Raw genomic sequence first — 22,652 nt, 5'->3', positions numbered from 1 at the left:
GTCTTCTCCCGGTTGACGACGCACGTGCGGGGTAGGGTCCGCACGTGCGTTGATCCTCCGGGCGGCGGCCGAGCGCCGCCGCAGACGGTACGGGCGACCCCGCGGCGCGCGGGGCCGCCCGGTCGGCATACCCGTCGTCCGTCCTCACGGAGATCACGCCATGACCGCTCAGCCCCCTCAGACCGCTCAGACCGCTCAGACCGCGCAGCCCCCTCAGATCGCGCGGCGGCCCCTGACCTACGACGCCGTCGTCGGACTCGCCGCCGCCGACCCAGCCGTCGTCGGACTCGTCCTCAAGGGCTCCCGGGCCCACGAGGGCATGACCACCGAGCACTCCGACCACGACCTGTACGTCGTCCTCGCCGACGGCGCGACCACCGCCCTCACCGGTCTCGCGGGGCACCGCACCCCGGAACTCGACCTCGTCGTCCTCTCCCTCGACGAGTTCCGCGCCGCCGGAATGCCCGGCTTCGAGCGGTACGCCCTCGCCCGCGCCCGGGTCGTGCTGGACCGGCTGGACGGAGGCATCGCCCGGATGCTGGCCGCCAAGGCGCGGCTCGACCCCGACGAGGCCTTCCGGGACGCGGGCGGATGGCTCGACGCCTACGCCAACTCCCTCTACCGCTCGGTCAAGAACCACCGCGACGGGCACCCGCTCGCGGCCCGGCTCGACGCCGCCGACAGCGTCCGGTTCCTGCTGGAGCTGCTCTTCGCGCTGGACCGCCGCCCCCGCCCCTACAACAAGTACCTGGAATGGGAACTCGCCCGGTTCCCGCTGCCGGGCTGGGACACGGCCCGGCTGCTCGCCGCCGTGGACCGCGTCTCGGCGACGGGCGACGTGTCCGCGCAGCGCCGACTGTTCACCCGGGTCGAGCCGGTGGCCCGCGCGGCCGGGCACGGGGCGGTGCTGGACGCGTGGGGCGAGGACCTGGAGCTGATGCGGCCGGAGTGAGGCGCGGATACGACCCGGGTCACGACCCGGTCGGCCGGCACAGCAGCGGCTTGTCCAGTTCCGAGCAGGGGCGGTGGCCCTGGGAGCGGATGATGTCCTTGCCGACCTCGTCGGCGAGGTAGCGCAGGAAGCCCGCGGCGATCGAGTCCGCCGGGGGCTCGCCGTAGGTGTAGGCGATCTCCGTCTGCCAGTACGGGTAGGCGCCCTCGTCGGCGCCCTCCAGGGTCGCCGGGTAACCGAGGGCACCGGGGACCGAGGCCACGGTGTCCAGCAGGCCGGGGGTGCCGCCGACCTCGCAGCGGCCGGGCGTCTTCGTGTCCAGTCGTATGTCACCCGTGAAACGTGATGTGTTCCGGACGTTGGCAGCCGTTGCTGTGCGGGCCATTGACGCGCAAGGGGTTCGATTCTACGTTCCGTCCCAATCTCCCGTCCGAAGTGACGATCGGCGTTCGACATACAGAACAGGAGCGTCCCCCCATGAGTCGCAGAAGAACCGCACTCCTCGCTCTCCCCACCGCCGCCGTGCTCGCCCTCGTCCCGTCCACGGCGTCGGCGTATCCCGACCCCGGCCGGGTCACCGGCTCCGTCGTCGTGCACGACCCGACGATGATCCGCACCTCGTCCGGGCAGTACCGGCTCTACGCCACCGGCGGCGGCATCAGCGGCAAGGCGTCCTCCGACCGCACGGCCTTCGCCGCCGGCGCGGACGCTTTCGGCTCCCGGCCGGGCTGGTGGTCCCGGTACTCCTCCGTGCCGGAGGCCTGGGCGCCCGACATCTCGTACCACGGCGGCAAGTACCTGATGTACTACTCCGTCTCGAAGTTCGGCTCCAACACCTCCGCCATCGGCCTCGCCGGATCGAGCACCGGACAGCCGGGCAGCTGGAGCGACTACGGCATCGTCTATACATCGGGTTCGTCCAGCGACTACAACGCGATCGACCCCAACCTCTTCGTCGACGACGACGGCAAGTGGTGGCTGTCCTTCGGCAGCTGGTGGACCGGCATCAAGATGATCCGGATCGACCCGGCCACCGGCAAGCAGCTCGCCTCCGACACCGCCCGGCGCTCCCTCGCCTCCCGCCCGACCGGCACGAAGGCCGTCGAGGCCCCGTACATCGTCAAGCGGAACGGGTACTACTACCTCTTCGCCTCGTACGACACCTGCTGCGCCGGCACCAGCTCGACGTACAAGGTCAAGGTGGGCCGGGCGACCAGCGTCACGGGGCCCTACCGCGACCGCGACGGCGTCTCGATGATGAACAACGGCGGGACGCCCGTGCTGGGGTCGCACGGCAGCGTCATCGGTCCCGGCGGCCAGTCGATCATGAACGACGTCGACGGGGACCTGATCGTCTACCACTACTACGACGGCAACGACAACGGCACACCCAAACTCGGCATCAACCTCCTGGACTGGAGCGGCGGCTGGCCCGTCGCCTACTGAGTGGGGCGGAGTCAGCCCGTCCGGCCCATGCCCGCCGGGTTCGGCCAGTTCTGCGGGCCCGGCCAGCCCGTCGCCGGGACCGACTCCAGGCCGTTGGTGCCCCTGACCTGGGCGGCCGTGAGGCCACCGCGGGCCGGGACGCCGGGCGGGGTGGGGCCGGTGGGCGCCGGGTACTGCGCCGCCGCGGCAGCCGGGGCGGGGACGGCAGCCGGGGCGGGGACGGCAGCCGGGGCGGGCACGGGGACGGGGGCCGGTGCGGGCATGGGCTGTTGTGGGACCGGTGCCGGGTGGGGGACCGGCACCGGCCCGGGATACGGCGCCGGCTGGGGGACCGGCGCCGGTTGCGGGACCTGCTGCGGTGCCGTCGGCACCGGCATCGGGCCGATGGCGGCCGCGGCCGGGGCGGCGGGCACCGCGGCGGGGAGCGGCATGCCGGTGCCGACGGCCGGAGCGGCGACGAGCCCCGGGTTGCCGGCACCGGCGGCCGGAGCGGCGAGCCCCCGCAGGCCGGACCCGTTGGTCTCACTCATCAGGCGGTCCACCGCCGCCGTGCCCGAGCTGTAGCTGGTCCCTGTAGCGGGCTCGGGCACGGCGGCTCCCCTCCTGGCCCCGTAGAGCACCTGTTCCAGGCCGGACACCAGGCGACGCACGTCGGCCTGGGGGCGCACCACGAGACGCAGGAAGCGGCTGGACGAACCGATCTTGTTGCCGCATTCACGGACCAGGACCCGGTGCTCGGTGAGCATGCGGTCCCGGACGACGGTGCCCTCGGCGCCCACGGGCAGACGCACGAAGAGGAAGTTGCCCTGGGAGGGATAGACGGTCAGGCCGGGCAGCGAGGAGAGCTGACCGGCCATCTCCAGGCGGTCGCGGCGGACCTGGTGGAGGCTCTGGGCGTACTCGGGCCCGTGGTCGCGCAGCATGAACACCACGTGCTCGGCGAAGGAGTTGAGGTTCCACTTGGGGAGCATGGCGCGCACCCGGCCCGCGAGCGCCGGGTTGGCGACCAGATAGCCGAAGCGGATGCCGTGCAGCCCGAAGTTCTTGCCGAGGCTGCGCAGGACGACGACGTTGGGGCGCAGCATCGCCTCCTGGACCACGCTGGGCTCCGCCTCCGCGTCGGCGAACTCCAGGAACGACTCGTCGATGACGACCAGGTCCCGGTCGGCCATGGCGTCCATGAACTGCACGAGCGCGTGCTTGTGCAGGAAGCCGCCGTCGGGGTTGTTGGGGTTGCAGACGACGGCGACCCGGGTGCCGCGGACCCGGATGAACTCGGCGTACTGCGCGAGGTCGAGGGCGAAGCCGCTGGACTCCTGGAGCGGGAACATGTCGACCCGCTTGCCGGTCTCCATGGGCTGGTCGGTCCAGCGGCCGAAGGTGGGGACGGGGACGGCGAGGGACTCCCGGACCAGCAGATGGTCGATCCAGGTGATCAGCTCGGTGGAGCCGTTGCCCATCGCCACGCACTGTGGCGGCAGTTGGAGCAGGCTGCACAGTTCGGCGGTGATGGTGTCGGCGCTGCTCGGGTAGTACGTGATGATGTCGCGCAGCCGGGCGGCCATCTCGTCGAACATCGCCGGGGTGGGGAAGTACGGGTTGCAGGGGATGCAGAAATCCACCGGGCCGGCGCCCGCCGCCTCGCCGCTCTCCCGCGTCAGCGCCGCCATCGACGGGCTGTGCGCCGCGGTGCCGCGGAACAACGAGGTGACGTTGCCGGACAAATGAACCTCCGTAGGTGGGCGGCCCGCGCGGGGGAGCACGGGCCGCCCTTACATACGGAGGGGGGTGGGGCGCTGTTCAACGCGTGTGAAGAAAGTGTGCCCTCGCGGCGCCCTCACGGCCTCACGCGTCGAACGAGTGCACCGTCGTCGTCCGGTACGTCTGCCCCGGCCGCAGCACGGTCGACGGGAACGACGGCTGGTTCGGCGAGTCCGGGAAGTGCTGCGTCTCCATGCACAGGGCGTCGCCCTGCCGGTAGAGGGAGCCGCCGGTGCCGGTCAGGGTGCCGTCGAGGAAGTTGCCCGAGTAGAACTGCAGGCCGGGCTGGTCGGTGGCGATGCGCAGGGTGCGGCCGGAGGAACGGTCGCGCAGGGTGGCGATGTGCTCGGGGCGGTCGGTGATGCCCTTGTCCAGCACCCAGTTGTGGTCGAAGCCCTTGGCGGTGACCAGCTGCGGGTGGGCATCCCGGATGTCCCGGCCGATCGGCTTGGCCCGGCGGAAGTCGAAGGGCGTGCCGGACACCTCGGCCAGCTCGCCCGTCGGTATCAGGCCCGCGTCGGTGGGCGTGTAGCGGGACGCCGCGATCGACAGCTCGTGGTCCTCGATCGTGCCGCTGCCCTCGCCGGCCAGGTTCCAGTAGACGTGGCTGGTGAGGTTGACGACGGTGGCCTTGTCGGTGGTGGCCTCGTAGTCGATGCGCCAGTCGCCGCGCCGGGTGAGGGTGTACGTCACCTTCGCCCTGAGCGTGCCCGGGTAGCCCATCTCGCCGTCGACGCTGGTGTAGTGCAGGACCAGGCCGACGTCGGAGCCCTCGGTGAACGGCTCGACGTCCCACACCCGGTAGTCGAAGCCCAGGGCGCCGCCGTGCAGGGAGTTCTCGCCGTCGTTGACGGATAGCTGGTACCGCTTGCCGTCCAGCGTGAAGCGGCCCTGCGCGATGCGGTTGCCGTACCGGCCGATCAGGGCGCCGAAGTGCGGGCTGCGGGCCACGTAGTCGTCGAGGTCGTCGAAGCCCAGCGAGACGTTCTCGTAGCGGCCACGGCGGTCGGGGATCTCCAGGGACTGGACGACTCCCCCGTACGACAGCACCTTCATCCGCGTGCCGCCGTTCTCCAGCGACCAGCGGTACACCTTCGTGCCGTCGGCGAGCTTGCCGAAGAGCTCCTTCACCGGCTTCCTGCCTCCCGTGGCGTGTGCGGTGCCGCCGAGGGTGGCGGCGGTGAGACCGACGGCCGCTGCGCCGGCGATGACCGTGCGCCTGTTCAGTTCCATACGGCAACTCCTCAAGTGGGTTGACGGAAGCGCACTTCAGGGGCGCGGGGCTGTGTCGATGTGCGGCTCCGCCGCGTGGGCGCGACCGGCCACAACCGGCCCGCAGTCTCCGTACGGCCCGAATAGACCGCTTCTCTAAGAACCGACCCGCCGTTTGTTCCACACGTCGAACCCGACCGCCGCCAGCAGCACCGCGCCCTTGATGACCTGCTGCCAGTCGGTGCCGATGCCGACGAGGTTCATGCCGTTGTTGAGCACGCCCAGGACCAGACCGCCGATGATCGCGCCGAGGACCGTGCCGACGCCGCCGCTCATCGACGCGCCGCCGATGAACGAGGCGGCGATGGCCTCCAGCTCGAAGTTGAGGCCGGCCTTGGGGGAGGCCGCGTTGAAGCGGGCGGCGAAGACCAGACCCGCCAGGGCGGCGAGCATGCCCATGTTCAGGAAGACCAGGAAGGTGACCTTCTTGTCCTTCACACCCGACAGCTTGGCCGCGGGCAGGTTGCCGCCGATGGCGTAGATGTGGCGGCCGATGATCGCGTTGCGCATCAGGTAGCCGAACCCGACGACCAGCACGCCCAGGATGAGCAGCACGACCGGGGCGCCCTTGTAGCTGGCGAGCAGCAGCGTGACGACGAGGACGGCGGAGACCAGCGCGACCAGCTTGAGCACGAACAGCTTGACCGGCGGCACCTCAAGGGCGAACTCCTGCTGCCGCCCCCGGTCGCGAACCTCCTGGAACACCACGAAGGCGATCAGCGCGAAGCCCAGTAGCAGGGTGAGGTTGTGGTAGTTGGTGTTCGGGCCGACCTCGGGCAGGAAGCCGTTGGCGATCTTCTGCAGGTCCTTGGGGAACGGGCCGAGGGTCTGGCCCTTCAGGAAGATCTCCGTCAGACCGCGGAAGAGCAGCATGCCCGCCAGGGTCACGATGAAGGAAGGTATGCCGAGATAGGCGATGAAGAACCCCTGCACCGCGCCCGCGGCCGCGCCGATGGCCAGGCAGAGCACCACCGCGAGCGGCCAGGGAAGGTCGTTGTCGACCATGAGCACGGCGGCCATCGCGCCGATGAACGCCGTCAGTGAGCCGACCGACAGGTCGATGTGGCCCGCGATGATGACGAGCATCATGCCGATCGCGAGGATCAGGATGTAGCTGTTCTGCAGCACCAGGTTGGAGACATTGCGCGGCAGCAGCAGGTCGCCGTCGGACCACACCGCGAACAGCACCACGATCAGGCCGAGGGCCATCAGCATGCCGTACTGGCGCATGTTGCGGCGCATGCCGTCGAGCATCAGCTGCAACAGGCCGCCGCCGGAGGCCGCTCCGTCCTTGCCGGGCGGCGCGGGGGCCGGGGTCTTGGCGGTCAGGTCCGTGCTCATCGGGTTACCTCTTTGTCCTTCTTGTCCTTCGTCATCCGACGCATCAGCGCTTCCTGTGAGGCCTCGGCCCGCGAGAACTCACCCGTGAGCCGACCCGCGGCCATCGTGTAGATGCGGTCGCACATGCCGAGCAGCTCCGGCAGTTCGGAGGAGATGAAGACGACCGCCTTGCCCTGGGCGGCCAGCTGGTCGATGACCGTGTAGATCTCGTACTTGGCGCCCACGTCGATGCCGCGCGTGGGCTCGTCCAGGATCAGCACCTCGGGACCCGCGAAGATCCACTTGCTGAGGACGACCTTCTGCTGGTTGCCGCCGGACAGCTTGCCCACCGGTTCGAAGACGGTCGGCGCCTTGATGTTCATGGACTTGCGGAAGTCCTCGGCGACCTGCCGCTCCCCGTGCTCGTCGACCAGGCCCCGCTTGGCGACCTTGCCCAGCGCGGTCAGCGAGATGTTCCGGTTGATGGTGTCGATGAGGTTGAGGCCGTAGTGCTTGCGGTCCTCGGTGACGTACGCGATGCCGTGCCCGACCGCCTCGGGGACGGTCTTCGTACGGACCTCGGCGCCGTCCCTGAGGACCGTGCCGCCCGCGTGCCGGCCGTAGGTGCGGCCGAAGACGCTCATCGCCAGTTCCGTGCGGCCGGCGCCCATGAGTCCGGCGATGCCGACGATCTCGCCGCGCCGCACCTCGATCGAGACGTCGTCGACGACCTTGCGCTGCTGGTCGATGGGGTGGTGCACGGTCCAGTTGCGGATCTCCAGGGCGGGCGCGGTCCCCTCCTCCGGATGGTGCGGGGTGCGCTCCGGGAAGCGGTTCTCCAGGTCGCGGCCGACCATCCCGCTGATGATCCGGTCCTCGGTCGTCTCCTCGGCCTTCACGTCGAGCGTCTCGATGGACTGCCCGTCGCGGATGATCGTGACCGAGTCGGCGACCCGGCGGATCTCGTTCAGCTTGTGCGAGATGATGATCGAGGTCATGCCCTGTTCCTTCAACTGAAGGATCAGGTCGAGGAGTTTGCCGCTGTCCTCGTCGTTGAGCGCCGCCGTCGGCTCGTCGAGGATGAGCAGCTTCACCTTCTTGGACAGCGCCTTGGCGATCTCCACCAGCTGCTGCTTGCCCACGCCGATGTCGGCGACGCGGGTCTCCGGGTGCTCGTCGAGACCGACCCGGCGCAGCAGCTCGGTGGCGTGCTTGAGGGTGTCGTTCCAGTTGATCAGTCCACGCTTGGCGTGCTCGTTGCCGAGGAAGATGTTCTCGGCGATGGACAGGTACGGCACCAGCGCCAGCTCCTGGTGGATGATCACGATGCCGTGCTGTTCGCTCGCCCGGATGTCCTTGAACCGGCAGGTCTCGCCGTCGAAGAGGATGTCCCCCTCGTAGCTGCCGTGCGGATGGACGCCGGAGAGCACCTTCATCAGGGTCGACTTGCCGGCGCCGTTCTCACCGCAGATGGCGTGGACCTCGCCCTGGCGAACGGTCAGTGTGACGTCCGACAGCGCTTTGACACCGGGAAAGGTCTTGACGATCGAGCGCATTTCCAGGACGGGTCCCGCCATGGTCGTGCCTTCCAATCCTTGAGGGGGCCCGGTTACTTGAGGTCGTCCGCGGAGTAGGTGCCGCCCTCGATGAGGACCTTCTCGTAGTTGGACTTGTCGACGCTGACCGGCTGGAGCAGGTAGGCGGGGACGACCTTGGCACCGTTGTCGTACGACTTGGTGTCGTTGACCTCGGGCTTCTTGTCGTTGAGGGAGGCTTCGACCATGTTCGAGGCGACCTTGGCGAGCTCGCGCAGGTCCTTGAAGACGGTCTGCGTCTGCTGGCCCGCGATGATCGACTTCACCGAGGCGAGCTCGGCGTCCTGGCCCGTGACGACCGGCATGGACTTGCTGCCCGAGCCGTAGCCGTCCGACTTCAGGGCGGACAGGATGCCGATGGAGATGCCGTCGTAGGGCGAGAGCACCGCGTCGATCCGGGCGCTGCGGTAGCTGGAGGTGAGCAGGTCGTCCATGCGCTTCTGCGCGGTGCCGCCGTCCCAGCGCAGGGTGGTGACCTGGTTGAGGTCGGTCTGCTTGGACCTGACGACCAGATCGCCCTTGTCGATGTACGGCTTCAGGACGCTCATCGCGCCGTTGAAGAAGTACTTCGTGTTGTTGTCGTCGTTGGAGCCGGCGAACAGCTCGATGTTGAAGGGCCCCTTCTTGGAGCCGTCCTTCAGACCGAGCTTCTCGACGATGTACGTGCCCTGCAGCTCGCCGACCTTGCTGTTGTCGAACGAGGCGTAGTAGTCGACGTTCTCCGTGCCGAGGATCAGCCGGTCGTAGGAGATGACCGGGATGTCGGCGTCCTTGGCCTGCTGGAGCACGTTGCCCAGGGACTTGTTGTCGATCGCGGCGATGACCAGGGCGTCCACGCCCTGCGTGATCATGTTCTCGATCTGGGAGACCTGCTGGTCGGGGTCGTCCTCGCCGTAGACGAGCTTGGTCTCGTAACCCTTGGCCTTCAGTTCCTTCTCGACGTTGGCGCCGTCGGAGATCCAGCGTTCGGAGGACTTGGTCGGCATCGCGATGCCGATGGTGCCGCCTTCGCTGCCGCCCTTGTCCTCCTCACTGCCGCCCTCGCTGTTCTGGCCGCAGGCGGTCAGCGTGAGGGCGAGGGAGGCGGCGGAGGCTATGGCTGCGAGTGCGGCTCTGCGGTTGCGCATGGTCATCATCCTTGAGGTGAGGGCTGGGCCGGCGACGCGGGTGTGTGGGATTGTGCGCGGTCGTGTCTTCTTTTGTGAAGGAAGTTTCCGGAACGTTATGACGAGGTCTCGAACCGGTTGAGCGAGCCCGGTTCGCGCGTGCCGAGCGGAGCCATCTCCCCGTCCGCCCCGTGCCGCGCGAGCAGGTCCAGTGCGAGCCGGCCGCGCCGCACCCGCTCCTTTGCGGTGGTCAGCGTCAGTTCGCGCAAGTGGTGCCCGTACGGATAGATCCCGGGTGCCTTGGAGAGGCCGAACTTCAGATACAGCGGGGCGCCGCGCCGGACCAGCTCGGCGACCTCGTACATCCGCACGTAGCCGCCGAGGTCGTCGGGAGCCTCGATGTACATGTCCATGGGCGCGGCCGAAACCCGCCGGATTTCGGTCAGGTGATCGGGCGTCAGGTCGCTGGGCACGTTGATGGAGTCGGCGCCGAGCCGCTCGTACACCGCGTACGAGGCCGGGTTGACCGGCCCCACGAGCGCCGACAGCTTGAGCGTGGTGTCGGCGGGGATGATCCCGGCCGACCGTGCCCGGTGCAGCGTCCACAGCACGCCCTCGTCGGCGACGAGCAGGCACTTGACGCCCAACTCCGTGGCCCGCACGGCGTCCTCGACGCAGCCGGCGACCGCGTCGTGGCCGCGGGCCCGCAGGCCCGCGCCGCCCGAGTCGGTCCGGGTGGAGCCGCCGATGTCCCAGGTGCCGCGCGGGCCGGTGAACAGGCAGAGCTCGATGTCGCGTTCGGCGGTGGCCTCGACCATCTCGGTGATCTCGGCGTCGGTCAGCATCCACACGCCGCTGCCCTGGCTGATCCGGTGGATCGGCACATCCAGCCGCGAGGACTCCTTCAGGACCACCCCCAGCGCCTCCGGTCCCTCGCAGGAGGGGATCTCGGTGCGCCAGCGGCCGCCGCCCGGAAAGGAGTGCGGCGAGGCGTCGGCGGGGTCGAGGGCGGGCGCGGCGAGGCCGAGGGCGGTGAGTGCCTGCTCACCGGGCCTGCGTGCGGCGGCCTTGGCGGAAGCGTCGGTCACAAGCTGTCCTTAGTGTTCGGTATTTCGGACGAAGTTCGCCGCTTTGGGCAGGGCTTTGGGCAGGAAGACGCGCGGTTGGGTGTACGCCGGTACGGAGGCCGTCAGGTCGCCCCCGTACCGGCGTACGGCTCAGGGGCGGCCGTCAGGGACGCAACAGCACCTTGCCGACCTTCGGGTCGCCGGACCCCACCAGCTCGATGGCCTCGGCGAACTCCGCGAGCGGCAGCTCGTGCGTCACCAGCGGCCGCGGGTCGAGCAGACCGGCCGCGAAGACCCGCACCGTGTGCGCCCAGGCGTCCGGCGGTGCCCCGAAGACGGTGTGCACCTCCAGCTGCCGTACGACCAGGTCGGTCGGGTCCAGCCCGTCGGCGCCCGGCGCCGGGATACCGGTCAGCACCAGCCGCCCGCCCCTGCGGAGCAGCGCGGCGGCGGTGCGGGCGGCGTCGGCGGACCCGGCGGTCTCGATGACGACGTCGAAGTCGTCCGGGAGGAGTCGGTCCTTCGTCCGGAAGTCGGTCGCGCCGTACTGCCGGGACAGCGCCTCCCGGTCCCCGCGCGTGCCGACGACCAGCAGTTCGCCCGGGGACGCGGCGCGCAGGAACTGCACGGCGAACATGCCGAGCGTCCCGGTGCCGACGACCGCGACCCGCTCGCCGGGGCGGGCGTTCGCCTTGAGCGCGGCGGCGGCGATGCAGGCCGCGGGCTCCAGCAGGGCGGCGGCGGTGAGGTCGGCGTCGTCGGGCAGGGCGTGCAGGAGGCGGGCGGGCAGCGTCAGCGTGGGCGCCATGGCTCCCGGCTGGGTGAACCCCGTCTCCTCGTACCCCGCCGTGCACAGCGTCGTCTCACCCGCGTGACAACGGTCGCAGACCTGGCAGTTGCGGAACCCCTCGCCGACCACCCCGCGCCCGACGAGGGACGCGGGCACCCCGACGCCGACCCGCTCCACGGTCCCGGACCACTCGTGCCCGGGGGTGAGCGGGTAACGCACGTACCCCTCGGGCCGGTTGCCCTGGTACACCTCGCGGTCGCTGCCGCAGATCCCGGCGGCGTGCACCCGCACCAGCGCCTCGCCGGGACCGGGCTCACGCGGCTCGTGCGGCACCAGCCGGTGCTCGCCCGGCGCCTCGATGACGACCGCCTCGCTCATCCCTCGGTCCCCTTGGGCTTGCGCTGCTCCCAGCCCTCGGCCCACAGGTCGAACCGCGCCTGCTGCTGCGGGAACTCGGCCGCCGCGTCGGTGTCCAGCTCGACCCCGAGGCCGGGCGCGTCGGACAGGTGGAAGCACCCGTCCTCCGGGTCCACCACCGGCGCGCCCTTGACCACCTTCTTGATCTCCGCGTCCGCGAAGTCGTTGAAGTGCTCCAGGATCTTGAAGTTCGGTGAGGTGAAGCCGACCTGGAGACTCGCGGCGGTCAGCACCGGCCCGCCCACGTTGTGCGGGGCCACCAGCGTGTAGTGGGTCTCGGCGGTGGCGGCGAGCTTCCGGGTCTCCCAGATGCCGCCGATATGGCCGACGTCGGGCTGGATGATGTCCACGGACTGGTCCTCGAACAGCTCCCGGAACTCGATCCGGTCGTGGATGCGCTCACCGGTGGCGACCGGGATGTCGACCTTCTCGGCGACCTTCCGCAGCGCCTTGAGGTTCTCCGGCGGGACCGGCTCCTCCAGCCAGGCCGGCTTGAAGGGCGCGAGTTCGCGCGCGAGCCGGACGGCGGTGGCGGGGGAGAAGCGCCCGTGCATCTCCAGCATCAGCTCGGCGTCGGGCCCGATCGCGTCCCGCACCGCCTCGATCAGCGACACGGCGTACAGGCTCTGCGCGTGGTCCAGTTCGAAGTGCCCGGTGCCGAACGGGTCGATCTTCAGCGCCCGGTACCCGCGCTCCATGACCCCCTGCGCGGCCTTGTGGTAGGCCTCCGGCGTCCGCTCGGTCGTGTACCACCCGTTGGCGTACGCCTTCACCTTGTCGGTGACCTTGCCGCCGAGCAGCTGCCAGACCGGAACGCCGAGCGCCTTGCCCTTGATGTCCCAGCAGGCCATCTCGACGACGGCGATACCGGACATCACGATCTCGCCGGCGCGGCCGTAGTCGCCGTACTTCATGCGGCGGACCAGGTCCTCGACAGCGAACGGGTCGGATCCGAGAATGTGGTTGGCCTCGGCCTCCCTCAGATAGCCGAGGAGGGCGTCGGTGTGCCCCAGCATCCGGGTCTCGCCGACTCCGGTGATCCCCTCGTCGGTGTGCACCTGGACGTACGTCAGGTTGCGCCATGGCGTCCCGACCACGTGTGTGCTGATTCCGGTGATGCGCACGGCGGTTGCCCCTTCGCTATGTTCGATATTTCGTCACTCGTTCGAAATGCTGGCGTGACAGTAAGGAGACGGCGGTCGGGGTGTCAATGGGTCGGACACATAACGGTTTCGACAGTTTCGAAGCGCGGAGCGGAGTGGTTCCGGCCGCTTTCCCACACAACCTTCACAGTCACGTCTAGGAACGCGCCCGTTGCGGAACTTAACCTTCCCGCGTCATGGACTACTGCCTCCCGTGCCGACGGCACCTCAACGGCGCCCTCGCCTGCCCGGGGTGCGGCGCACTTGTCGAAGAACCGCGCGCGTCCGACCCGTACTTGGCGGTGAGCGAAGAGCGCCCGCCGCGCGTCTCCGACGAGACAGATGAGACTTATGCGGCCGACGCGCCGACCGACGCGCCGACCGACGAGGCTCCCGGCGACGCCTCTCGCGGCGGGAGGGGCAGCCGCCGCGACCGCAAGGCCGCCGCACACCGCCGACGCCGCCGGCGGACCCTGCTGATCACGGCCGGCTTCGTCCTGGCCGCCGGCGGACTGAGCCTCGCGGAACTCGGCATGGACGCCCCCGGCTCCCCGGCGAAGCCGGCCGCCGCCGGCGGTGAGACGACGGACGGCGGGGCGACGCGCGAGGTGGGGGAGTCGTCCGCCGTACCGGTCGACGAGACGTCGAGGACGACCTCGACCTCGACCTCGGGCACACCGTCCCCCGACGCGTCCGCCTCGGCGTCGGCCTCGGCGTCGACGTCGGAGTCCCCGGACGCGGAGAGGTCCAAGGCGGCGGACGGGGCCGAGGTCCCGTCGGCACCCCCGGCGTCGACACCGGAGACGGCCCCGACCCCGGACCCGCCGTCGACGGACACGGACGACCCGCCCCCACCCCCGACCACGACACCCGCCCCGACGACCTCTCCGGACCCCACTCCCACCGAAACCTGCGACCGTTTCTTGTGGTGGTGCACTTAAGGGTCTGTCGTTCTCCTGGTGGTGCACTTGGGGCCTGGCGTCCGGATCAGGTCGGCATCGCGGGTTCGCGCCCCGCCCCCTGACGGCAGCGCCGGACCGCCGGCGAACGCGGGTTCACTCCCCGAGCATCCTCCGCAGCGCGTCCCGCAGAGCGACCCGCTCCCCCTCCGACAGCCCCGCGAGCGGCTCCCGTGCGAACCGCAGCGACTCGCGCAGCCCCCGCGCCACCCGTCGCCCCTCGTCCGTCGCCGCCGCCACCTTCACCCGGCGGTCGGCGGGGTCCGGGCGCCGCTCGACCAGTCCCCGTGCCTCCAGCCGGTCCACGATCCCGGTGACGTTCGACGGCTCGCACTTCAGCTTCTGCGCCAGTTTCCGCATCGGCAGCGGCTCCAGCGACAGCAGGCTCAGCAGCTTGGCCTGCGCCCCGGTCAGGGCGCGTTCCGCGGCCGCCTCCTCGTAGTCGGCGTGGAAGCGGGCCACGACCTCGCCGATCAGCTCGACGACTTCGAGGGTGAGCGCGTCCGGTCGGCGTGGGGTGTCGCGTGGTGTGGCCATGGAATCCAGGGTACCCATTTGTTTGACAACCTGAAATGTTCAGCCGCATGGTTGTTTCAGAGCGTGAAACACTTCCGGTAAGCGCCAGGAAAGGTGCCCTCATGACCGACTCCCCCGCCCTCCCCACCGTCAACCGCGAATGGCACCTGGTCAGCCGCCCGGTCGGCTGGCCCAAGCCGGAGGACTTCGCCCTCGTCGAGGCGGAGGTCCCCACTCCGGGTGCGGGCCAGGTGCTGGTGCGCAACCTGTACGTCTCCGTCGACCCCTACATGCGCGGCCGCATGAGCGCCGCCAAGTCCTACGCCGACCCCTACGAGCTGGGCAAGGTGATGCAGGGCGGCGCGGTCGGCGAGGTCGTCGCCTCCAACGCCGAGGGCTTCGCCGTGGGCGACCACGTCCTGCACTTCTTCGGCTGGCGCGAGTACGCCGCCATGGACGCGAAGAACGCCGTCAAGGTGGACCCGGAGGCCGCGCCGCTGTCGACGTACCTCGGCGTGCTCGGCATGACGGGCCTCACCGCGTACGCCGGTCTGCTGCGCGTCGCCGCGCTCAAGGAGGGCGACACGGTGTTCGTCTCCGGCGCGGCCGGTGCCGTCGGCAGCCAGGTGGGGCAGATCGCGAAGCTCAAGGGCGCCGCCCGGGTCGTCGGCTCCGCCGGCTCGGCCGAGAAGGTCAAGCTGCTCGTCGACGAGTACGGCTTCGACGCCGCCTTCAACTACAAGGACGGCCCGGTGAGCGAGCAGCTGCGCAACGCCGCCCCGGACGGCGTCGACGTCTACTTCGACAACGTGGGCGGCGACCACCTGGAGGCCGCCGTCGGTTCCCTCAACCTGAACGGCCGCATCGCCATCTGCGGCGCGATCTCCGTCTACAACAACACCGAGCCCGCGCCCGGCCCGAAGAACCTCGCCCGTCTGATCCAGACCCGCGGCCGCATCGAGGGCTTCCTGGTCGGCGACCACTACGACCTCCAGCCGCAGTTCGTCCAGGAGGTCGGCCCGTGGGTCCGCTCCGGCGAGCTGAAGTACCGCGAGACGGTCGTCGAGGGCATCGAGAACAACCTGGAGGCCTTCCTCGGCGTCCTGCGCGGCGACAACACCGGCAAGATGATCGTCAAGCTCTGACGTCCGCGCGGGAAGAGCGGCCTTCGGAGCGGCCTTCACTGAATTTCCGGCATGCGGTAGCGTCTTTCCGAAATCTGTCGTGATCGTGGGCGCGAGTCACGGCGGACCGAGGAGGAAGACAACCGCATGCCCATTCAGCAGTCCGAGGTCCTCTACACCGCCGTCGCCACCGCCGAGAACGGCCGCGACGGACGGGTGGCCACCGATGACGGCAAGATCGACGTGGTCGTGAACCCGCCCAAGGAGATGGGCGGCAACGGCGCCGGCACCAACCCGGAGCAGCTGTTCGCCGCCGGGTACAGCGCCTGCTTCCAGGGCGCGCTCGGCGTGGTGGCCCGCCAGGAGGGCGCCGACATCACCGGTTCGACCGTCACCGCGAAGGTCGGCATCGGCAAGAACGACGACGGGTTCGGCATCATCGTCGAGATCTCCGCCGAGATCCCGGCGGTGGACGCCGCCACCGCGCGGTCGCTGGTGGAGAAGGCCCACCAGGTCTGCCCGTACTCGAAGGCGACCCGCGGCAACATCACCGTGACGCTCGTCTGACCGGCATCCGGTCTCACGCGGTGCGGTGCTCGCACGCGAGCGCCGCACCGTGCACCGCCGCCACCAGCCGCCCGTTCTCCGGCGCCGCCCCGCCCGGGTAGGCGCACCGGCGCCTGGTGTAGCCGTACGCCAGCCCGCTGAACGGGTCCGCGAAGCCCTGGCAGCCGCCCGCGCCGCTGTGCCCGATCGCCCCGGCGCCCAGGAACGGGTACCAGGTGTCCGCCGTCGCCTCGAAGCCCAGCCCGTACGACCGGTGCGTCCGGGTCACCAGGTCGTGACCGACCGAGTGGAACTGCCCGAACTCCGCCACCGTGTCCGGCTTCAGCAGCGGCGCCTTGCCGTCCAGTTCGCCGATCGCCGCCGCGTACAGCCCGGCCAGCCCGCGCGCCGAGGCCACGCCGCCCACGGAGGCCGGACCCCGGGCGCGTACGACCGGCTCGTTGGGCAGGGTCGCCAGGTCGGTGGGGTGCGCCGCGTTGCGGTTGAAGGCGATCGCGGTGAGGGTGTGCGGGCCGTCCGGGAGCGGATCCGGCGCCACCTGCTGCACCGGGGTGCGGATCACCGCCTGCGCGGTGCGGAAGCGGTGGTCCAGCGAGGCCGGCAGGCCCAGGTGGAAGTCCAGGTGGTGCGGGGCGCGGACCCGCTCCTCGTAGACCTCCTGGAGGGTGTGGCCCGTGGCCCGGCGCACCACCTCGCCCGCGAGGGCGCCGAGGACCAGCGCGTGGTACCCGAAGGCCGTGCCGGGACGCCAGTACGGACGCTGGTCGGCGAGGCGTTCGGCGATCACCCGGTCGTCGGCCAGTTCGGCGGTGCTGAAGCCGGTGTCCGTGCCGATCACGCCCGCGCGGTGCGCGAGCAGGTCGCGCAGGGTCAGCGCGCCCTTGCCCTCGGCCGCGAACTCCGGCCAGTAGTAGGTCACCCTGCGGTCCAGCTCCAGGGTGCCCTCCTGCACCAGCATGGCGACCACCAGGTGGGCCGCGCCCTTGGTGGCCGAGTGCACCCCGTACAGCGAGCCGGCGTCGGCGCCGTCGCCGGTCCACAGGTCGACGACCCGGCGTCCGTGGACGTGGGCGCACAGCTGACCCTCGTAGTCCGGCCGTTCGCCGGCCACGACCGCCGCGAACTCCTCACGCACCGCCTCGAAGCCGTCGGCGACGGTGCCGTGGATCTTCTGCGTCATCCGCTTCTCCTCACCAACTCGGCGGACCTCTGCGGGGCCGTTCGTCGATCGGTACGGCGCGATGAGCGCGTTCGACTCAATCGCGGCTCCTTCGGAGCCCTCATCCGGGCACGGCGGTGCCGGTCCCGACCGGTAGAGTTCCGCCCATGCGCGATCTTGGGGCGGGATTCGGCCATCTCCTGAAGGGCCAGCGCTGGGTGGCCCGGCACGGCAAGAGTTACGGCTTCGGGCTTCTCCCGGGCCTGATCACACTGGTGCTGTACGCGGCGGCGCTGGTCGGGCTGGCGCTGTGGGGCACGGACTTCGTCGCCTGGGCGACCCCCTTCGCCGACGACTGGTCGAGCCCCTGGCTCGGCCTCTTCCGCGGCTTCCTCACCGCGGTCCTGTTCGCCCTCGCCCTGCTCCTGGCCGTCCTCACCTTCACCGCGGTCACGCTGCTGGTCGGCCAGCCCTTCTACGAGAGCCTCTCCGAGCGGGTCGACCGCGACGTCTCCCCGGACGGCACCGCCCCCGAGTCGAACCTGCCGCTCTGGCGCGAGCTGTGGATCTCCGGCCGCGACAGCCTCCGGATCCTGCTCCGCGCCCTCGTCTGGGGCGTGCTGCTGTTCGCCCTGGGCTTCATCCCGGTCGTCGGGCAGACGGTGGTCCCGGTGATCGGCTTCTTCGTCACCGGCTTCTTCCTCACCGAGGAGCTCGCCTCCGTCGCCCTCCAGCGCCGCGGGGTCGAACTGCGCGACCGTCTCGCCCTCCTGCGCTCCCGCAAGATGCTGGTCTGGGGCTTCGGCACCCCGCTGAGCGTGTCCTTCCTGGTGCCGTTCGTCGCGGTGTTCCTGATGCCGGGCGCGGTCGCGGGTGCCACGCTCCTCGCCCGCGAACTGCTGGGCGAGGAGACCCACGACGGCGCCGACCGCTCCGACGGCGGCGCCGCCGACCCGGCGGTCAGCTCCGGTCCGGCACGCCCGGGCGGTCCGGCCGGTCCGGCTCCGACGCGCTGACCGCCACGGCCACGATCGCCCGCGTCTGCGCCACGATGTCCAGCCGGTTGCGCACGAACGCGGGATCGGTGACCGCCCCGGTCGCCGGATCGGTGTTCTGGGCCCCGAACTGCAGCACCGGCGTGTGGACGTGCCCGCCCGGCAGCGTGGCGCCCAGCCCGAGCCGGTCCCGCAGCAGGGTCGCCCGGTAGGCGATCTCGTTGGAGAGGTAGTCCCCGCCGCCCCCCGCGCGGGCCGTCGAACCGGGCGTGGGCCCGTCCGGCCGTACGACCGGCTCGGTGGCTCCCACCGGGATCTCGGTCACGCTCGTGTTGTCGTACACGGGGAAGCGGCCGGTGTCCGAGGCCGTGATCGCCTCGTACGGCAGTGTGGTCGTCGTCCACTGCGGCTGCGAGGCCGGGTCGGCGACGGGCACCGTCTCCGTGCGGGAGACGTTCTCGTTGTCGGGGAAACCGCCCCGCCAGGCCCCGTTGGTCCGCTCCACGTCGAACCGACCGACCCGGCCCTGGCTCACGGTCGTGAACAGATCCACCCTCGGCAGATACGGCCGCAGCGCCCGCTCCACCGCCCCCTCCGCGAAGTCCCGCCAGCGCACCGGGAACACGGCCGTCTCCACCCGGGCGGGCCCGTCCGGTGTGTCGATCACCGTGCCGTCCAGGGCGAGCGCGGCGGCGCCGGACGGGTTGGAGATCCGGATGTCGCGGTCCAGGGTGAAGGGGTCGAAGCCGGTGAGCAGCACCCGCTTCATGCCCTTGCCGTCCCTGCCGTCCCTGCCGTCCCTGCCGTCCCTGCCGTGCCTGTCGCGCGGCAGGCGGATGTCGCCCTGGCCGCGCGAGGCGCGCTCCAGTTCCACGAGCAGCGCGGCCCGCTGCCGCTCGGTCAGCCCGAACTCCGGCTCCCAGGTGCGCAGTTCCCGCGTCATCGCGAGCCGCGCCCAGTACAGCGGCCGGTCGTCGTCCCGGCTGAGGTCCCCACGGGCCGGGCCCCGCCCCTGCACCCGGTCCACCGCTCGCCGCCACAGCGCCGAGCCCTCACGCGCGACGAGGCGGCGGGCCTCGCGGTAGGAGTCCGCCCGACCGAGCCCACGGGCGAACGCCGGTCCCGCCGAGGCGAATCCGGAGCGCCGCAGGATCTCCTGGGGCACGTCCCCGTCGAGCCGCCGCTCCTCCACCGTCGGTGCGGAGACGGTGGCCGGGGGCGCCGCCGTGGCCGCCGCCGGGGCCGCGAGCCCCGCCACCAGGGCCAGTCCGAGTACGCCGATCCGAACGCGTATGTATGTCAAGGGAGTCCAGGTCCTTCCGTCGCCGTGGGGTGCGCTGTGGGACGGCGGCAGTATCCCGTGACGGAAGGGGCGGGCGCCATGGCGCGTGCCGACCGGCTCGTGGCCGTTTGTGAAGGGTTCGTAGGAACCGGTGACCGGACGCCCGATCGCGGACCACCGGATCACCGGGGCGATTACCGTCTGACGCGGGACCGCTCACGGCGTGCCCCTCACGAACAGCCCCGGCCCGGGACCTGACATCCGGGCCGGGGCTCAGTACCTCAGCCTCAGTACCTCAGTACCGGGGGGGGCACCGCACGGGCTACCGCACCGAGAAGCCGTACACGGTCTCCGAGCGGAAGACCTCGCCCGGCCGCAGCACGGTGCTCGGGAACTCCGGCCGGTTCGGCGAGTCCGGGAAGTGCTGCGTCTCCAGCGCGACGCCGTAACCGGGCGCGAACGGCTCGCCCAGGTGGTCGGCGGTGTACAGCTGGAGGCCGGGCTCGGTCGTCGCCACCGTCAGCACGCGCCCCGACGCCGGGTCGTAGAGCTCGGCGACCTCCACGGCGGTGTCCGTCACGCCCTTGTCGAGGACGAAGTTGTGGTCGTAGCCGGAACCGACCTTGCGCGCCCGCCGGAAGTCGAAGCGCGTGTCCGCCACGTCCTCCGTGCCGCCCGTCGGGATCAGGTCGGCGTCGACCGGCGTGATCCGGGAGGCGGCGAGCCGCAGTTCATGGCCGCCCGCGTGCCCGGAGCCCGTCCCGCCCAGGTTGAAGTAGCTGTGGTTCGTCGGGTTCAGCACCGTCGGCGCGTCCGTGACCGCCTCGTACGCGATCCGCAGCGCACCCGACTCGTCCAGCGTGTACGTCGCCGAGAGCTCCACGCGGCCCGGGAAGCCCTCCTCGCCGTGCGGGCTGACCCGGCTCAACCGGACACCGTGCGGGCCCTCCCCGACGGGCTCCACGTCCCACACGCGCTTGTCGAAGCCGTGCTCGCCGCCGTGCAGCGAGTTCGGCCCGTTGTTGAGCGCCAGCGTGTACGTCCGCCCGTCCAGCGGGAAACGCCCGCCCGCGATCCGGTTGGCGTACCGCCCGACGAGCGCGCCGAAGTAGGGCTCCGGATGCGTCACATACCCGTCCAGGTCCGCGAACCCCAGCACCACACCGGCGGTGTTCCCGTCCCGGTCCGGGACCTCGGCCGACTGCACGATCCCGCCGTACGACAGGACCCGTACCCGTACGCCGGCCCGCTCCAGGGTCCAGCGGTGGACGGGAGTGCCGTCGGAAAGTGTGCCGAAGAGTTCGTTCATGTGCGGAACTCTAGGACACGCCCCCCAGGTCAGAGTGGGTCAGGGCTGCTTCGCGGTGACCGCGCGGTACGCGATCTCGGCCAGCCGGGCCTGGCCGTCCACACTCGGGTGGAACCAGTCCCAGCGGCTCAACTGGCCGGTCCCGAACCGGTACTCGTGCACCGCGCCGCCGTCGGTGCGGCACAGCCGGTCCTTCGCGCAGACCTCCCGCAGCACCTCGTTGTAGTCCTCCACCCGGTCCCGCACGGTGTTCCGCCGCAGCGTCGCCGCCGAGTCCATGGAGTCCGCGTCGCCCAGCATCGACGGGCAGATGCCCAGCTTCCACACCTGCTTGCCCAGCGGGTTGGTGCGCCCCTGCGACCAGAGCCGCTTCAGATCCGGGATGCTCGCCACGTACACCTGCGCCTTGGGCAGCTTCTCGCGGAGCACGCCCATGGCCTCTTCGAACCGGTCCCGGAAGTCGGCCACCGACGTCATCGCCGAGGTCGTGGCCCGACAGGCGTCGTTCGCCCCGACCATCACCGCGACCAGCTCCGGCTTCCGCGCCGCCGCCCGGGTCACCTGCCCGGTCAGGTCGGCCATCCGGGCTCCGGTGACCGCGTAGTTCCAGCTCCGCTCGGCCGCTTCCGCCTTCCCCAGCAGCCGTACGGCGAGGCTGTCGACCTCGGCGCTGCCGCCGGTCGCCCACGACACCTCCGGGCAGTCCGACAGGACCGAGCAGGCGTCGAAGCCGCGCGTGATGGAGTCGCCCACGGCGGCGACCGAGTCGGGGCTGGTGTCCCAGGCAGGGGCGGGCTTCGGCCGCTTCGACGCGGAGCGGGACGGATCGGCGGAGTCACCGCCCACGGCGTCGCAGCCGGTCACGCCCAGGACGGCGGCGGTCAGAACGGCGAGTGCGGCACGCGCACGGCGACGACGACCGACACGCGAACGTCCACGTCCGACAGGCGTCCGCCGGCCCGTCCGCTGACCCATACCGGTCCCACCCCTCGCCTCGTGCCTCCAACGTCCTCAACCCATGACACCGCGCCAGGGTTCCCGAGGGCGGAGATGCAACGGCTCACACCCGTACAAGCGTCCTGCCGGGTGAATGGCGGAGGTTTGTCGGCACCGGGACCGACGGTACGTCACACTCCTTGCCCCGTCGCACGGTAGCCTCGCCATCAACGTGGCCCGCCAGGCCACAGCCGTTCCGCCCGTTCCGAGATGTCCCGCTCAGCCCGGAGGTTCCGGTGACGACACGTGGAGTTCTGTACGTGCACTCCGCGCCGCGCGCGCTCTGCCCGCACGTCGAGTGGGCCATCGCCGGGGTGCTCGGCACGCGCGTCGGCCTGGACTGGATCCGGCAGCCCGCCGCGCCCGGCACCTGGCGCTCGGAGTTCTCCTGGCAGGGCCAGGCCGGCACCGCCTCCAAGCTCGCCTCCGCACTGCGCGGCTGGCAGCTGCTGCGCTTCGAGGTCACCGCGGAGCCGTCCGCGAACGCCGAGGGCGAGCGCTACAGCTGCACCCCCGAGCTCGGCATCTTCCACGCCGTCACCGGCATCCACGGCGACATCATGATCCCCGAGGACCGGCTGCGCGCCGCCCTGGTCCGCTCCCAGCGCGGCGAGACCGACCTGGAGTCCGACATCGCGAGGCTCCTCGGCAAGCCCTGGGACGACGAACTGGAGCCCTTCCGCTACGCGGGCGAGGGCGCCCCGGTCCGCTGGCTGCACCAGGTGGTGTGATTCCCCTCGGCGGCATCCGCCGCTCCGACGCGTGAAGGGCCCCCACCTGCCCTTGGGTTCTAACGGTCCTCGCAACACCCGCGATCTGTGGGAGTTGCGAGGACCGTGGCTGTTGGACGCGATGATCTTGCGGGGGTGAAGGAGCG

General features: G+C 70.9%; 21 protein-coding genes. 7 read left to right on the top strand and 14 right to left on the bottom strand.

Annotation, left to right across the window (positions count from 1 at the left end):
- Positions 1–160 precede the first annotated feature (160 nt).
- A complete protein-coding gene (locus tag ACFCZF_RS09335) occupies positions 161–952 on the top strand; it encodes a hypothetical protein (protein ID WP_376671150.1) in 792 nt (263 codons plus the stop codon).
- Between the two features lie 19 nt (positions 953–971).
- Here the strand turns inward: ACFCZF_RS09335 and ACFCZF_RS09330 are convergent, their stop codons facing one another.
- Complete coding sequence (locus ACFCZF_RS09330; RefSeq protein ID WP_376671149.1) at positions 972–1,337, bottom strand: hypothetical protein; 366 nt, start codon at positions 1,335–1,337, stop codon at positions 972–974.
- A 92-nt stretch (positions 1,338–1,429) separates the two neighbouring features.
- Here ACFCZF_RS09330 and ACFCZF_RS09325 point away from each other — a divergent pair, with 92 nt between their 5' ends.
- Entirely contained in the window at positions 1,430–2,398 is a 969-nt protein-coding gene (locus ACFCZF_RS09325; RefSeq protein ID WP_376671148.1) for an arabinan endo-1,5-alpha-L-arabinosidase, read from the top strand.
- 11 nt (positions 2,399–2,409) lie between these two features.
- On the opposite strand, the gene ACFCZF_RS09320 is transcribed toward ACFCZF_RS09325, so the two are convergent.
- From ACFCZF_RS09320 to ACFCZF_RS09285, 8 genes are all read right to left on the bottom strand, one after another.
- Complete coding sequence (locus ACFCZF_RS09320) at positions 2,410–4,122, bottom strand: pyridoxal phosphate-dependent aminotransferase (protein ID WP_376671147.1); 1,713 nt, start codon at positions 4,120–4,122, stop codon at positions 2,410–2,412.
- Between the two features lie 121 nt (positions 4,123–4,243).
- Positions 4,244–5,392, bottom strand: coding sequence for an aldose epimerase family protein (locus ACFCZF_RS09315; protein ID WP_376671146.1), 1,149 nt, complete (start codon positions 5,390–5,392; stop codon positions 4,244–4,246).
- Positions 5,393–5,527: 135 nt separating this feature from the next.
- Entirely contained in the window at positions 5,528–6,772 is a 1,245-nt protein-coding gene (gene mmsB, locus ACFCZF_RS09310) for a multiple monosaccharide ABC transporter permease (RefSeq protein WP_376671145.1), read from the bottom strand.
- Positions 6,769–8,328 (bottom strand): multiple monosaccharide ABC transporter ATP-binding protein, encoded by a 1,560-nt coding sequence (mmsA, locus tag ACFCZF_RS09305; RefSeq protein WP_376671144.1) that lies wholly within the window; start codon positions 8,326–8,328, stop codon positions 6,769–6,771. The genes mmsB and mmsA overlap by 4 nt, the downstream gene beginning before the upstream one ends.
- Before the next feature lie 32 nt (positions 8,329–8,360).
- Positions 8,361–9,473 carry a multiple monosaccharide ABC transporter substrate-binding protein gene (gene chvE / locus ACFCZF_RS09300; RefSeq protein WP_375919945.1) on the bottom strand — a complete coding sequence of 371 codons (1,113 nt, stop codon included), beginning with the start codon at positions 9,471–9,473 and terminating at the stop codon, positions 8,361–8,363.
- A 95-nt stretch (positions 9,474–9,568) separates the two neighbouring features.
- Positions 9,569–10,540, bottom strand: a complete 972-nt coding sequence (locus tag ACFCZF_RS09295) for a hypothetical protein (protein WP_376671143.1) — start codon at positions 10,538–10,540, stop codon at positions 9,569–9,571.
- 142 nt (positions 10,541–10,682) lie between these two features.
- Entirely contained in the window at positions 10,683–11,687 is a 1,005-nt protein-coding gene (locus tag ACFCZF_RS09290) for a zinc-binding dehydrogenase (RefSeq protein ID WP_376671142.1), read from the bottom strand.
- Positions 11,684–12,850, bottom strand: coding sequence for a mandelate racemase/muconate lactonizing enzyme family protein (locus tag ACFCZF_RS09285; RefSeq protein ID WP_375919936.1), 1,167 nt, complete (start codon positions 12,848–12,850; stop codon positions 11,684–11,686). The genes ACFCZF_RS09290 and ACFCZF_RS09285 overlap by 4 nt, the downstream gene beginning before the upstream one ends.
- A gap of 215 nt (positions 12,851–13,065) precedes the next feature.
- Between ACFCZF_RS09285 and ACFCZF_RS09280 the strand changes: the two genes are divergently transcribed.
- On the top strand, positions 13,066–13,809 hold the full coding sequence (locus ACFCZF_RS09280; RefSeq protein WP_376671141.1) for a hypothetical protein: 744 nt from the start codon (positions 13,066–13,068) through the stop codon (positions 13,807–13,809).
- Between the two features lie 114 nt (positions 13,810–13,923).
- Here the strand turns inward: ACFCZF_RS09280 and ACFCZF_RS09275 are convergent, their stop codons facing one another.
- Positions 13,924–14,364 (bottom strand): MarR family winged helix-turn-helix transcriptional regulator, encoded by a 441-nt coding sequence (locus ACFCZF_RS09275; protein ID WP_375919930.1) that lies wholly within the window; start codon positions 14,362–14,364, stop codon positions 13,924–13,926.
- Between the two features lie 101 nt (positions 14,365–14,465).
- On the opposite strand from ACFCZF_RS09275, the gene ACFCZF_RS09270 reads away from it, so the two are divergent.
- Positions 14,466–15,488: an NADP-dependent oxidoreductase gene (locus tag ACFCZF_RS09270; protein ID WP_376671140.1), complete on the top strand. Its 1,023-nt coding sequence runs from the start codon at positions 14,466–14,468 to the stop codon at positions 15,486–15,488.
- Between the two features lie 126 nt (positions 15,489–15,614).
- Positions 15,615–16,034: an organic hydroperoxide resistance protein gene (locus ACFCZF_RS09265; protein ID WP_376671139.1), complete on the top strand. Its 420-nt coding sequence runs from the start codon at positions 15,615–15,617 to the stop codon at positions 16,032–16,034.
- Between the two features lie 13 nt (positions 16,035–16,047).
- On the opposite strand, the gene ACFCZF_RS09260 is transcribed toward ACFCZF_RS09265, so the two are convergent.
- Positions 16,048–17,214: a serine hydrolase domain-containing protein gene (locus tag ACFCZF_RS09260; protein WP_376671138.1), complete on the bottom strand. Its 1,167-nt coding sequence runs from the start codon at positions 17,212–17,214 to the stop codon at positions 16,048–16,050.
- A 146-nt stretch (positions 17,215–17,360) separates the two neighbouring features.
- Here ACFCZF_RS09260 and ACFCZF_RS09255 point away from each other — a divergent pair, with 146 nt between their 5' ends.
- Positions 17,361–18,209 carry an EI24 domain-containing protein gene (locus tag ACFCZF_RS09255; RefSeq protein ID WP_376671137.1) on the top strand — a complete coding sequence of 283 codons (849 nt, stop codon included), beginning with the start codon at positions 17,361–17,363 and terminating at the stop codon, positions 18,207–18,209.
- Here the strand turns inward: ACFCZF_RS09255 and ACFCZF_RS09250 are convergent.
- The 3 genes from ACFCZF_RS09250 to ACFCZF_RS09240 form a co-directional block, all read right to left on the bottom strand.
- Complete coding sequence (locus ACFCZF_RS09250) at positions 18,154–19,491, bottom strand: pyroglutamyl peptidase (protein ID WP_376671136.1); 1,338 nt, start codon at positions 19,489–19,491, stop codon at positions 18,154–18,156. The two genes, ACFCZF_RS09255 and ACFCZF_RS09250, sit on opposite strands and share 56 nt — an antisense overlap.
- A gap of 301 nt (positions 19,492–19,792) precedes the next feature.
- Entirely contained in the window at positions 19,793–20,779 is a 987-nt protein-coding gene (locus tag ACFCZF_RS09245) for an aldose epimerase family protein (RefSeq protein WP_376671135.1), read from the bottom strand.
- A 39-nt stretch (positions 20,780–20,818) separates the two neighbouring features.
- Positions 20,819–21,754 carry an SGNH/GDSL hydrolase family protein gene (locus ACFCZF_RS09240; protein ID WP_376671134.1) on the bottom strand — a complete coding sequence of 312 codons (936 nt, stop codon included), beginning with the start codon at positions 21,752–21,754 and terminating at the stop codon, positions 20,819–20,821.
- A 257-nt stretch (positions 21,755–22,011) separates the two neighbouring features.
- On the opposite strand from ACFCZF_RS09240, the gene ACFCZF_RS09235 reads away from it, so the two are divergent.
- A complete protein-coding gene (locus tag ACFCZF_RS09235) occupies positions 22,012–22,506 on the top strand; it encodes a DUF3145 domain-containing protein (RefSeq protein WP_376671133.1) in 495 nt (164 codons plus the stop codon).
- The last annotated feature ends 146 nt before the right edge of the window (positions 22,507–22,652 follow it).

The organism is Streptomyces sp. NPDC056296 (assembly GCF_042268605.1).
Classification (GTDB): Bacteria; Actinomycetota; Actinomycetes; order Streptomycetales; family Streptomycetaceae; genus Streptomyces.
This window is presented reverse-complemented; position numbering and strand designations above follow the sequence as displayed.